Below are 10,801 nucleotides of genomic sequence, written 5' to 3'. Positions count from 1 at the left end.
CCGCGCGGCCCGCGGCGCGGGCGTCCGCTCGGCCGGGTCTCCGGTGGTGCCGTGCGGACGGCGGAGCGGGGACGCAGCCGGTGCCGTTCCGCCTGCGGTGCCTCGGGCTCCGGCGCCGCGGACTGCGCAACAGCCGGGTCGGGGGCGGGCGGGGCGGCGGCAGGGCGGGCGGCCGGCCGGGGCACGGGCTCGGCCTCGAGCCGGTCGATGAGGTCGATCAGCTCCCGCACGGAGCGCCCGGTGGCCGCTGCGCGCAGCACCTCCTCGCGGCAGTGGGCGGCCAGCGGCTCGGCGTGCAGCAGGGCCACCAGCCGGGTGACGTCCTCGACGGGGCGGTGCGCGGCCGAGGCGCGGATCGCCTCGTCCGCGCAGTCCGGGTCGCGCGGCGGCCGGGTCAGCAGGGCGACCAGACGGGTGACGTCCTCCACCGGCCGGACGACCCCGGCGGCGCGCAGCGCCTCGATCACGGACCGGGAGTGTTCGGGTGAGCGTTCGAGCGTGGTGATGAGGTCGACGACCTCCTCCAGGGGCCGGTCCGAGACGGCGACGTGCACCAGATCGGCGACCGGATCGCTCTGGGCCGTCCCGGCCGCCCGCTCCTCGTCCGGGTCGGTGAGGTCGAGCCGATCGGCCGGATCGGCCGGATCGAGGGGGTCGACGAGGTTGACGGTGGCGACCGGGTCCCGCGGAGCGGCGGCGTCCTCGCCCTCGGCGGTGGCGACCGGCGGGGCGGCCGTGGCCACGGCGGGGCCGGGCGGCGGATCCGGCCGGTGGGTGCCGATGGCGACGCTCGTCGCATCGGTCGGCGTGGAGGCGGTCGTATCGCCGGGTATGGCCGGTTCGTTGGAGGGGGGTGACGAAGAGAAGGTGGTCATGCTCGGCTCCATGGGGGAAGGCTCGGGCCGCTCCCACGCCCCCGGACGTGCGACGAGCGACGCTACGTGGATCATTACTAGGCGCACCGGTGCCGCCCTGCCACTTGGATGGGCCACCGGGATGACCTGCGGTGATCGGTGTTTCGTCAGGGTTCCCTGGGAAGCGGGAGACGTCCCCACGACGGCCGGTACCGGCCGTCATACCGGCGCCGAAAACGGGAATCCGCTCGGTGTAGCCCGTGTCGGCGTCGTGAATCCGGTGCCCGCGGTGTGAAGCTCGTGCCTGGCGTCCCGGACTCCTCGAAGGGGGTGGTCAGCCGGTGGAGACGACCACGGTGGTGCTGGTCGCGGTGGCGGCCCTGGCGGCCCTGCTGCTCGTCGGCGCCGTGGCCGTCCTCGTGCGACTGGTGCGCACGAGGCGGGAGTTGGCACGGGCCGGTCTGCCCACCGGGCCACGCTGGGTCTTCTGGGGGGCGATCCTGTATCTGGTGCTGCCCGCGGACCTGCTGCCCGACCCCGTCTACCTGGACGACATGGGCGTGCTGCTGCTCGCCCTGCGGTCGCTCAGGGGCGCGGCGGGCGCGCGGTCCTCCGGCCTGAAGCCTCCGGAACCGGACCGCCGCCCCGCCGATGACTACGCTCCGTGAGGAAACCAACCACCCGTTCGATTCGTATAAGTCTCTGGAAGCCAAAAGAAGTCGGCGGACCAGGCGGCGGCGTGCGGGTGGCCGACGCTCGGTCGGCGCAGCACCGACGAGGGAGACACGATGCAACCGTTCGCGCTCAACTATGCCCGTCCGGCACCGGAGTTGGTAGTCATCACTCCGTATGTGTACGACTCCGGACTGCAGTTGAACGTTCTCGCCGACGGCCGCGTCGCGGCTTCGGACCACGGGTTGTTGCGGGAGGCGGGGACCACGACATCCACCGCGGGCTCGAAGACCCACTTCGACGACTGACAGCGGACCGTAGACGATGACCGTGCTCATCCTCACCTGTGAGGAGGATGTGACCGCCGACATGGTGGTCGTGCATCTCAACGACGCCGGGGTGCCGGTGATGCGCCTCGATCCCGCCGATCTGACCGTGGGCGTCTCACTGTCCGGCGAATTCGTCCACGGCCGGTTCCGCGGCCATCTGTCCGCGGGGGGACGGCTGGTGAGTCTCGGCGGGCTGCGGTCGGTGTGGGTGCGCAGGCCGGGTGTGCCCGCCCAGCGGGCGCAGCACGCGTCCGCCTGGCTCACCGAGGAGGCCTCGCAGGCGCTCTACGGCATGCTGCGCGGTTCGCACGCCCGCTGGATGAACCATCCGGACGCCGCGCGCCGGGCGCGGCACAAGCCGTGGCAGCTGAGGCTGGCGCAGCAGTGCGGGCTGCCGGTGCCGGCCACCGTGATCACCACATTTCCGCGTGCCGCCCGGGAGTTCGCCGAGCGCTACCCGGATCTGGTGGTCAAGCCGGTCTCCGGGGCGCATCCGCAGGATCCGCCGCGGGCGGTGCCGACGAGCAGGGTGGCGCCGGACACGGACTTCTCCGCCGTGGCGTTCGGCCCGACGCTGCTGCAGCGGCGGATCGCCAAGCGGGCGGACGTCCGGCTCACGGTCGTGGGCGAGAAGCTGCTGGCGGCCCGCAAGGCGGCGGCCCCGGACGCGGATGCGCAGGAGGTCGACGTTCGGTTCGCGGGACCCGGAGCGCCCTGGGAGCCGGCCGAGGTGCCGCCGCGCACCGCCGAGACGGTTCTGCGCTATATGCGCGAGGCCGAACTCGCGTACGGGGCCTTCGACTTCGTGGAGGACGCGGACGGGGTGTGGTGGTTCCTGGAGTGCAATCAGTCGGGTCAGTTCGGCTTCGTGGAGGTGGAGACGGGCCAGCCGATCGCCCGCACCATCGCCGAGTGGCTGGGCCGCCCCGTCCCCGAGGAGAGACGGGAGGCCGACGAGCCGGGTGTCCAGGCCTGCTGAGGCCCGTGCTGCGGCAGATGCGGGCGCGTCCTCGCGGGGCGGACGCGGCCGTCGCGGTCAGGCCGGGCGGGGGCCCGGCAGCAGGGCGGTGCGGTGCCAGCCGTTGCCCGGGGAGCCGGCGGGCCGGTCGAGGCCGGGGGACTGCAGGGGTCGCATGACCAGCTCCAGTTCCCTGCTCACGCGTTCGGCCTCGCGGCGGACCTGGGCGGGTACATCGCCGCACTCCGCGATGAGTCGGTCGTAGATGGGGGAATCCTGGAACACCCGTCAACGTGCCTTTCTGCTCGGCGGCTCCGGAACGGAGACACGAGTGCCGAGTCTAAGCGGCACGGTACCGGGCGGCGGCGATTTCCCCGTTCGCACCACGGGCCCGGGTGGAGGCGCGAGAATCACGCGCGCCTCCACCCGGGCCCGTGCCGTTGTGCGCCCCTGCGCCGGGGCCGGCCGCGTCAGACGGCCAGGGACAGCCCGCTGTCGCCGTCCGGGTCGGCGGACCGTGCGGCCACCGGACGTCCCTGCACGAGCAGGGCGTCCGCCCGGGCGATGGCGTCCTCGATGCCGGAGGTGCCCATCATCACGCAGAGCGTGTAGCTGACATCCTCCAACTCGCGTTCCGCCACCGGCGAATGCCTCTCCGCCTGTGCGATCCGCAGCGTCGCGTACTTCGTCAGCAGCTCTCTCACGACCTTCGGGTCCGGTACGAGCACGAAGCGCCCCTCTCTGGTTTTTCACTGCGCGTACCCGAACCCGCCGAAACCATTCACCTCTTTGACTCACGTAACAGGAATTGACCGGAATCCTTCGCCCGCGGCAGGCCGCCCGGCAGCAGAAGCCGAACACATGGGGCCGGCGGAATCCGGAGGGCCTGGCTCCGTCACGGTGGGCCGGAGGCGGGGGCCCGTGGGCCGGGTTACGCTGCACGCAAGAGTACTTTTGCGCCATTTCAGGAGGATTCATGGCCTCGCGCCTCAACCCCTATCTGAGCTTCGACGGCGGCGCCCGGCAGGCGATGGAGTTCTACAAGGACGTCTTCGGCGGGGAGCTGCACCTGAACACCTACGGCGACATCGGCCAGTCCGGTCCCGAGTACGCGGACAAGATCATGCACGGGATGCTGGAGACGCCCTCCGGGTTCACCCTGATGGGCGCAGACCACCCGCCGGGCATGGAGTACAAGCCGGGCAACACCTACTCGGTGAGCCTCAGCGGCGACGACGAGAGCGAGCTGCGCGGCTACTGGGAGAAGCTGTCCAGCGGCAACCAGGTGTCCGTGCCGCTGGAGCGGCAGATGTGGGGGGACGTGTTCGGGATGTGCACGGACCAGTTCGGGGTGACCTGGATGGTCAACATCAGCACCTCCCAGGGCTGACCTCCACCCGGGCGCTCCGCTCCCCCGGCCGGTGTGCCACCCTCGGCCACGACGACCGCCGGCGGCACATCGGCCGGCGGCGTGGGAACAGGATGAGGGCCTGCGACCGGCGACGGCGCACGGCACCGGGACAGCGGGGGGCGGCGGTATGCGGATCGGACTGCTCGGCACGGGACCCTGGGCGAAGGTGGCGCACGCCCCCGCGCTGAACGAGCACGAGGAGCTGGCGCCCTCGCCGCCCCCAACGACGGCACCACCGGTCCGGTCGCCGCGGTGCTCGGGGCCGCCTTCAACCGCACCACGCTGCTCAGCCACCCCGAGCAGCCGACCACCGAGCCCGGCGAGTTCTACCGGACCGAGCTCACCAACCACTACGCCAAGGCCATGCACGAGGCCACCGAGGACGGGAAGGCGTACGGCTTCGCCTTCGACGACGTCGCCGACTTCGCCTCCTACGTCCAGGACACGGCGCCCACCGGCCTGCGGCTGACGCTGACCGCGTTCTGAGCCCCTGCCCCTGCCCCGGCCCTGCCCGCCGTGTGCCTGCCCGGCGCGTGCCCGCTCCCGGAACGGCCTCCGGGGTGCGCGGCGGGGTCGCGCGTAGCAGCGTGGGGGTGTGAACCGTAGCAGCGTGGGGGTGTGAACGGAGTGCGGGCCGAGCCGCCGCGCCGGGACCGGGAACTGCGGCGCTATCTGCGGGGTGCGCCGCCGCCCGGCTGGGCCCGGTTCCTGCCGGGCGGGCTGCTGGCGGCCGTCGCGGTGGCGACGGCCGCCAGCCCCGACCCGGTCGACATCGGTTTCGTGCTGGGCGCCGTGCCGCCGCTCGCGGTGCTGGTGCACGGGCCGCTGATGACGGCGGTGCTCGGCGGTCTGTGCGTGCTGCTGCTGAGCCTGCCGGGGTTCCAGCTGGCCGATGTGGGCCGCACGGACCTGCTGACCATCGCCTTCGTCGCCGCGCTGAGCGTGCTGCTGTCGTTCGTGCGCAGCCGGCGGGACGCCCAGCTGGTCACCGAGCGGGCCGTGGCGGACGCGGTCCAGCGGGCGGTGGTGCCGCCGCTGCCGGAACGGGTGGGGTCCGTGCGCTGCGCCGGGCTGTACCGGGCGGCGCAGCGCGGGACGCTGGTCGGCGGCGACTTCTTCGATGTGCGGGCCGGTCCGTACGGGGTGCGGGCGGTCATGGGGGACGTCCAGGGGCACGGGCTGTCGGCGGTCGCCACGGTGGCGTCGCTGCTCGGCGCGTTCCGTGAGGCGGTGCTGGACGAGCCGGATCCCGAGGCGGTGGCGGCCCGGCTGGACCGGCGGCTGATGGTGGACGCGGGGGGCGATCCGCATGCCGAGCTGTTCGCGACCGCCGTCCTGATGGACTTCTCCGGCGACGGGCCGGCGGTGCGGATCGTCGCCTGCGGGCATCCGGGCCCGCTGCTGCTGCGTGACGGGCGGGTCGAGGAGGTGAAGGTCGAACCGGGGGTGCCGCTGGGTCTGGGGATGGCCGAGGTGGCACCGCCCGCGCTCACCTCGCTGGCCCTGCGGCCGGGAGACCGGCTGTTCCTCGCCTCCGACGGCGTGTTCGAGGCGCGCAGTGCCGACGGGTCCTTCTACCCGCTGGCCGAACGGCTCACGGCGCTCGCCCATGAGGATCCCGGGGTGCTGACCGAGCGGGTGTGGGCGGATCTCGTGGGGCACTGCCCCGATGTGCAGGACGACGTCACGATGCTGGTGCTGGTGCCGTGGGCCGGAAACGGCTGACGGCGCCCGGCCGGGCTCCGGCGGTGATCCGCGGAGCCCGGGGCGCCGTCCGAGCGGTCAGTGGCTGTTGACGCAGACGTTGTGGGACTGCGACGACAGCAGGTTCACCAGACCGATGGAGTTTCCGCAGGCGTTGACGTCCACGTCGATCGGAATCTGGACGACATTGCCGGACAGGAAGCCGGGACTGTGGGTGGCGACACCGACGGGGCCGTCGGCCGCTACCGCCGTGCCGGCGGTTGCCAGCAGGGCCACGCTCGCCAGGCCGGCCGCGGTCAGCAGACGTATACGCATGGGAAACTCCTGTCGTACGCAGAGACATGTGTGTCCACAACGGGACATGTGCCTTCACCTTCACGGCGATCTACGCGACGCGACATCCATGCGCGTCCGAACGGGGTCCCGGACTGGTCCGTACAGGTTTCCCGCGGGCCCGGGAAGGTACCCCGGCAGCGGAGAGGAGCGGCCCTTCAGCGCCGCGGGCGCGCCGTCACGGCGGTGCTCCGGGCTCCTCCGGATGCACGGCGGCCTCCGGCGTTGAATGGTGAGTATCGGACCCGATGACCGCACCGGGGCCGCAACTGGATCCGGACCCTAGGAGCACATGATGTCGACGTCCCAGCCCGACGCGTCCCGGCAGTCCGAGGACAGCACCACCCCGGACCGCCTGCTCCACGCCCGCACCGGCACCGATGTGTCGCCGGAGGACATCGTCCTCGCCGCGGGCAAGGACCTCACCCCGCAGAATCTCGAATGGGCCAGGCAGAAGCTGGACCGGGAAGGCCCTGCCGCCCTGGACAAGATGCTCCCCTGACGCGCCGCCCCGCTCCCGCCCGCGACGACCGGGCCGGCGGACGCGCACAACGCGACCGGGCCGGTGCAGCGTGCACCGGCCCGGTCGCGTTGTGCGCGTGTGCGTCCGTCAGTCGTCTCCGTCACGGGTCGCGCCCGTCGTGGGTCAGGGCTGTGACGGGTCAGGTCCCCAGCGGATCACATGCGAGGCGGGTCAGCCCCCGCCCTGCTCGTCGGGCAGCTCGGTCTCGTCAGGCAGCACGGTCTCCTCGGGCAGCACGGTCTCGTCAGGCAGCACGGTCTCGTCGGACACGACGTGCACGGCGGCCTCCTCCGCGCTCGCGGCGCCCGCGTCGATGCCCACGTCGTCGGCGACGCTCTCCTCGGTGGTGTCGCCGTGGGCGCCCTCGTCCGGGGCGACCAGCCGTCCGGGGCGCTCGTCCCCGGCCTCCGGGTCGACGGCCTCCCCGTCGCCGCCGGGCAGGTCCCCCACACCGTCACCGGCCGGTCCCAAGGTGTCGGGCTCCTCCTGTTCGAGCCGTTGGTCGAGGGTCTCCCCCTCGTGCTGCTCGGCGGCCGTGGTGCCGTACTTGGTGACGCCGAGCGGCTTCTCCGGCGGTGAGTAACCCTCCTCGAGGGTGTCGTCGTTGATCAGTTCGTCGACGGCTTCCTGCGGGTCGAGCGGTGCGGCGTCCGCCTGCTCCTCGTTGCTGCCGGTGGGCTGGTAGGCGTCGTCGCCCATCGGTTCCGTAGTCATGTCGTCCTCCACTCGCGGCCTCGCACGACTCGCCACGTCCCCTCGCAGATCCCGGGCGGCGCCAGTTCCGCGTTTCCCGAATCGGGATCCCTAACCCCGTGACCAGCGCGGGGCGACGCGGGCGGTGAGATCGCCGATCGGGCCGGCCGGCCAGGAGCGGGCGTAGCCGGGCGGGGCGGCGCCGGGGCCGGTGAGGTGGGCGACGGGGATGCTGTCGGCGGTGCGGAGGATCTCGGCGACGGTGGTGTTCTTGTTGTGCCCGGTGGTCGCGCCGGAGGAGCAGCCGGTGTAGTAGCCGATGGGGATGGCCTGGTAGCCGGTGATCAGGCAGGGCGGGCGGACGCCGAGGTCGTGGAGCCGGGCGGCGGTGCGCGCCCAGTCGCGGCGGCTGTCGTGGTTGCGGTCCACGGCGGCGATCAGGACGGCCGGCTGCACCGCGAGATGACCGGCGACCGCCAGCGCGACGGCCGCAGTGACGACGCTCCTGCGCCGGCCGCCGCCCGGGGCACGGACCAGATGCCACAGGGCGTCGGCGACGGGGAGGGCGAGCAGGGCGTAGGCGGGCTGCAGGAAGCGGGGTGCCGCGTATCCGATCATGAACAGGTACGGGAAGGCGACGGTCGCGGCGCAGACCAGCGGCACCAGGGTGGGCAGCGTGCGCCCGCGGCGTACGGCGACGACCAGGGCGAGCACGGCGAGCAGCGGCAGGGCGAACCACCACAGGGTGACCACCAGGGCGGGCATCTCCCCGGTGCAGGGCCGGCACAGGGCACGACCGCCGAGGCTGCGCAGCTGGTCGTCGACGGCGATGTGCCAGCCGAGCCCGCCCTGGATGCGGGAGGCCTCGGCCAGCCGTGCGGACAGGCCGCCGTGCCAGGCGTAGGCCTCGATCACCCAGGGGACGGCGCCCGCCGCGACACCGGCGACCAGGGCGGGCAGGGCGCGCCGGCGTCGGGTCACCAGGGCGAGGACGACGAGCGGGACCGTCACGTAGACGGCGTCGGTGGGCCGCATCCAGGCCATGAGCGCGGCTCCCGCGAACACGCCCCACAGTGCGCCGGGTGCACCGCCCCCGTCGCGGTGGCGCAGGAAGCAGCCGACGGTGATCAGGGCGCCGGCCGCGACCCAGTAGTTGGGCATGGCCTGCGGTCCGTAGAAGAGGGTGATCCACAGGGTGGCGAAGAAGGCCCCGCCGGTGACCAGGACCCGCGTCGGGAACAGGCCGCGCCAGCAGCGCAGGGCGAGGTAGAGGGCCAGGCCCGACAGCACGGCGAGGTAGATCCGCAGCAGGGCGGTGGAGTCGGACCAGGAGGCGACGGGCGCGACCAGCAGGGAGACGCCGCGCGAGCGGGGGGCGCTGAAGAAGGCCGCCGGGTGGTGGGAGGTGACCTGGCTGACGTAGACGATCTCGTCCCAGCCGAGTCCCAGCGTGGGGCGGACGAGGACGAGCTGGGCGAGGGTGAAGAGGCCGGCCACCAGGGCGAGCGGGCGGGTGCCGCGCATCCGGCGGGGCCGGCCCGGTCCCGGCGGCTGTTCGCGTCGCCGCTGGCCTACAAGGAGGGCGCCGCTGCGCTGGGTCATCGTCCACCTCTCCTGTCCGACCGTCTGTCCGATCGCCTGTCCGACCGTCACACGAATCGGAACATCAAAAATCGGAAAACGTGGACAAACTAACCCGGTAGGCGGGTCCGGGCCGGGTGGAACTCGGCCGACTGCCGTAATCCTTTCGGTACGTGACCGGCCATCAACTGCCGTTCCCGGGCGCCAGCAGCTCGGCGAGGTCGGTGACGACCCGGTCGGCTCCATGGGCGTACAGCGCGTCGCGCCGGCCGGTGCGGTCCACGCCGACGACATAGCCGAAGCCGCCGGCGCGGCCGGCGTCCATGCCGGACAGGGCGTCCTCGAACACGGCGGCGCGGACCGGCTCCACGCCCAGTTCGCGGGCGGCGGCGAGGAAGGTGTCGGGGCTCGGCTTGCCGGCCAGGCCGCGTTCGGCGGCGATCACGCCGTCGATCCGGACGTCGAACAGGTCTTCGGCGCCGATGGAACGCAGCACGTCCCGGCAGTTGGCGCTGGCCGAGACGATCGCGGTGCGCAGGCCGCGGGAACGGACCCGGTCGATGTAGCGCAGGGTGCCCTCGTACGCCTCCACGCCGCCGCTGCGGATCTTGGCCAGCAGCAGCTCGTTCTTGCGGTTGCCGAGGCCGTGCACGGTCGGCGCCTCGGGCGGGTCGTCGGGGGTGCCCTCGGGGAGTTCGATGCCGCGGGAGGCGAGGAAGGTGCGGACCCCGTCGGCGCGCGGGCGGCCGTCGACGTACTCGCCGTAGTCGCTGTCGTCGAAGGGGCGGAAGCCCTCGCCCTCGCGCTCGCGCAGGAAGGCGTCGAAGGTCTCCTTCCAGGCGGCGGCGTGCACGACCGCCGTCCTGGTGACGACGCCGTCGAGGTCGAAGAGGCAGGCGAGGATGGTGTCGGGCAGGCCCAGATCCGTCATACCGGCCACTGTCCCTCACGGCACCGGTGTCTTCCTCCACAGTCCCGGATGCCGGGGCCCTCCGGGTGACACACTCTGCTGTGTGGCGCTGACCTTCGACGACCTCCTCGACCGTGCCCGCGCCCTCCCCCGGGACGGGCGGCGTGCGATCCTCGGCATCGCCGGAAGCCCGGGCTCCGGCAAGTCCACCCTCGCGGAGCGCCTGGTGCGAGCCCTGAACGAGGGCCGGGAGCCGTGGATCGCGCACGTCCCCATGGACGGCTTCCACCTCGCCGACGCGGAGCTGGAGCGGCTGGGCCGCCGGAACCGCAAGGGCGCCCCCGACACCTTCGACGCGGCCGGCTACGCCGCACTGCTGGCCCGCATCCGGCAGGAACCGTACGACGAGGTGGTGTACGCGCCGGGTTTCGAGCGGATCCTGGAGCAGCCGATCGCGGGCGCCGTTCCGGTGCCGCCGCAGGCCCGGCTGGTGGTGACCGAGGGGAACTACCTGCTGCTGGAGAAGGGGGCGTGGGCGCGGGTGCGGGCCTGCCTCGACGAGGTGTGGTTCTGCGCACTGGACGAGTCCGAGCGCCTGCGCCGGCTGATCGCCCGCCACGAGGAGTTCGGCAAGACGCACGAGGAGGCGGTGGCCTGGGTGACGCGCAGCGACCAGCGCAACGCCGAACTGGTCGCCGCGACCCGCCACCGCGCGGACCTGGTCGTGCCGATGGCCGCCCTGGACGGCCCGGACCGCGGACGTCCCCCGGACCGGCAGGCGTCTCACGGAACAGAATCCAGTGGACGCGACGCCCTCCGCTGACCGACGCTCA

Annotated in this window: 13 protein-coding genes and 2 pseudogenes; 8 read left to right on the top strand and 7 right to left on the bottom strand. The window is 73.0% G+C overall.

Going from position 1 to position 10,801, the window contains the following annotated elements; genetic code table 11:
* Positions 1-875 (bottom strand): annotated as a pseudogene (locus tag ABD198_RS22395) (hypothetical protein); the annotation flags it as partial.
* Positions 876-1,195: 320 nt separating this feature from the next.
* Between ABD198_RS22395 and ABD198_RS22390 the strand changes: the two are divergent.
* The 3 genes from ABD198_RS22390 to tgmB all read left to right on the top strand — a co-directional run bounded on the left by ABD198_RS22390 (position 1,196) and on the right by tgmB (position 2,834).
* A complete protein-coding gene (locus tag ABD198_RS22390) occupies positions 1,196-1,522 on the top strand; it encodes a DUF1232 domain-containing protein (RefSeq protein WP_344004887.1) in 327 nt (108 codons plus the stop codon).
* 120 nt (positions 1,523-1,642) lie between these two features.
* Positions 1,643-1,834 (top strand): putative ATP-grasp-modified RiPP, encoded by a 192-nt coding sequence (tgmA, locus tag ABD198_RS22385; RefSeq protein ID WP_344004884.1) that lies wholly within the window; start codon positions 1,643-1,645, stop codon positions 1,832-1,834.
* Between the two features lie 16 nt (positions 1,835-1,850).
* Positions 1,851-2,834, top strand: coding sequence for an ATP-grasp ribosomal peptide maturase (gene tgmB / locus ABD198_RS22380; RefSeq protein ID WP_344004881.1), 984 nt, complete (start codon positions 1,851-1,853; stop codon positions 2,832-2,834).
* A gap of 57 nt (positions 2,835-2,891) precedes the next feature.
* Here the strand turns inward: tgmB and ABD198_RS22375 are convergent, their stop codons facing one another.
* A complete protein-coding gene (locus tag ABD198_RS22375) occupies positions 2,892-3,098 on the bottom strand; it encodes a hypothetical protein (RefSeq protein ID WP_344004878.1) in 207 nt (68 codons plus the stop codon).
* Positions 3,099-3,283: 185 nt separating this feature from the next.
* Positions 3,284-3,541 carry a DUF5133 domain-containing protein gene (locus ABD198_RS22370; protein ID WP_344004875.1) on the bottom strand — a complete coding sequence of 86 codons (258 nt, stop codon included), beginning with the start codon at positions 3,539-3,541 and terminating at the stop codon, positions 3,284-3,286.
* Between the two features lie 248 nt (positions 3,542-3,789).
* On the opposite strand from ABD198_RS22370, the gene ABD198_RS22365 reads away from it, so the two are divergent.
* From ABD198_RS22365 to ABD198_RS22355, 3 genes and pseudogenes are all read left to right on the top strand, one after another.
* Positions 3,790-4,203 carry a VOC family protein gene (locus tag ABD198_RS22365; protein WP_344004872.1) on the top strand — a complete coding sequence of 138 codons (414 nt, stop codon included), beginning with the start codon at positions 3,790-3,792 and terminating at the stop codon, positions 4,201-4,203.
* A 225-nt stretch (positions 4,204-4,428) separates the two neighbouring features.
* Positions 4,429-4,710: pseudogene (locus tag ABD198_RS22360) on the top strand (beta-1,3-glucanase family protein); the annotation flags it as partial.
* A gap of 132 nt (positions 4,711-4,842) precedes the next feature.
* Positions 4,843-5,949, top strand: coding sequence for a PP2C family protein-serine/threonine phosphatase (locus ABD198_RS22355; RefSeq protein WP_344004869.1), 1,107 nt, complete (start codon positions 4,843-4,845; stop codon positions 5,947-5,949).
* Between the two features lie 57 nt (positions 5,950-6,006).
* Here ABD198_RS22355 and ABD198_RS22350 read toward each other — a convergent pair whose 3' ends face one another.
* Entirely contained in the window at positions 6,007-6,243 is a 237-nt protein-coding gene (locus tag ABD198_RS22350) for a chaplin (RefSeq protein ID WP_344004866.1), read from the bottom strand.
* A 313-nt stretch (positions 6,244-6,556) separates the two neighbouring features.
* On the opposite strand from ABD198_RS22350, the gene ABD198_RS22345 reads away from it, so the two are divergent.
* The gene (locus ABD198_RS22345; protein ID WP_344004863.1) at positions 6,557-6,763 is read left to right on the top strand and encodes a hypothetical protein; all 207 of its coding nucleotides are present in this window, start codon (positions 6,557-6,559) and stop codon (positions 6,761-6,763) included.
* Positions 6,764-6,955: 192 nt separating this feature from the next.
* Here ABD198_RS22345 and ABD198_RS22340 read toward each other — a convergent pair whose 3' ends face one another.
* The 3 genes from ABD198_RS22340 to ABD198_RS22330 all read right to left on the bottom strand — a co-directional run bounded on the left by ABD198_RS22340 (position 6,956) and on the right by ABD198_RS22330 (position 9,989).
* A complete protein-coding gene (locus tag ABD198_RS22340) occupies positions 6,956-7,498 on the bottom strand; it encodes a DUF5709 domain-containing protein (RefSeq protein ID WP_344004860.1) in 543 nt (180 codons plus the stop codon).
* Between the two features lie 90 nt (positions 7,499-7,588).
* Positions 7,589-9,079: a hypothetical protein gene (locus tag ABD198_RS22335; protein WP_344004858.1), complete on the bottom strand. Its 1,491-nt coding sequence runs from the start codon at positions 9,077-9,079 to the stop codon at positions 7,589-7,591.
* A 163-nt stretch (positions 9,080-9,242) separates the two neighbouring features.
* Entirely contained in the window at positions 9,243-9,989 is a 747-nt protein-coding gene (locus tag ABD198_RS22330) for an HAD family hydrolase (RefSeq protein ID WP_344004856.1), read from the bottom strand.
* An 82-nt stretch (positions 9,990-10,071) separates the two neighbouring features.
* On the opposite strand from ABD198_RS22330, the gene ABD198_RS22325 reads away from it, so the two are divergent.
* The gene (locus ABD198_RS22325; protein ID WP_344004853.1) at positions 10,072-10,791 is read left to right on the top strand and encodes a nucleoside/nucleotide kinase family protein; all 720 of its coding nucleotides are present in this window, start codon (positions 10,072-10,074) and stop codon (positions 10,789-10,791) included.
* Positions 10,792-10,801: the final 10 nt, after the last annotated feature.

Source organism: Streptomyces thermocarboxydovorans, from assembly GCF_039524635.1.
GTDB classification, from domain to species: Bacteria; Actinomycetota; Actinomycetes; order Streptomycetales; family Streptomycetaceae; genus Streptomyces; species Streptomyces thermocarboxydovorans.
Note: the sequence above shows the minus strand (reverse complement) of the source record. Positions and strands in the feature narration are given on the sequence as shown.

Excerpts from the sequence above, each read along its gene's own strand:
- ABD198_RS22335 (WP_344004858.1), bottom strand. The coding sequence starts at position 9,079 with ATGACCCAGCGCAGCGGCGCCCTCCTTGTAGGCCAGCGGCGACGCGAA.
- tgmB (WP_344004881.1), top strand. The coding sequence starts at position 1,851 with ATGACCGTGCTCATCCTCACCTGTGAGGAGGATGTGACCGCCGACATG.
- ABD198_RS22330 (WP_344004856.1), bottom strand. The coding sequence starts at position 9,989 with ATGACGGATCTGGGCCTGCCCGACACCATCCTCGCCTGCCTCTTCGAC.
- ABD198_RS22340 (WP_344004860.1), bottom strand. The coding sequence starts at position 7,498 with ATGACTACGGAACCGATGGGCGACGACGCCTACCAGCCCACCGGCAGC.
- ABD198_RS22350 (WP_344004866.1), bottom strand. The coding sequence starts at position 6,243 with ATGCGTATACGTCTGCTGACCGCGGCCGGCCTGGCGAGCGTGGCCCTG.
- ABD198_RS22345 (WP_344004863.1), top strand. The coding sequence starts at position 6,557 with ATGTCGACGTCCCAGCCCGACGCGTCCCGGCAGTCCGAGGACAGCACC.
- ABD198_RS22365 (WP_344004872.1), top strand. The coding sequence starts at position 3,790 with ATGGCCTCGCGCCTCAACCCCTATCTGAGCTTCGACGGCGGCGCCCGG.
- tgmA (WP_344004884.1), top strand. The coding sequence starts at position 1,643 with ATGCAACCGTTCGCGCTCAACTATGCCCGTCCGGCACCGGAGTTGGTA.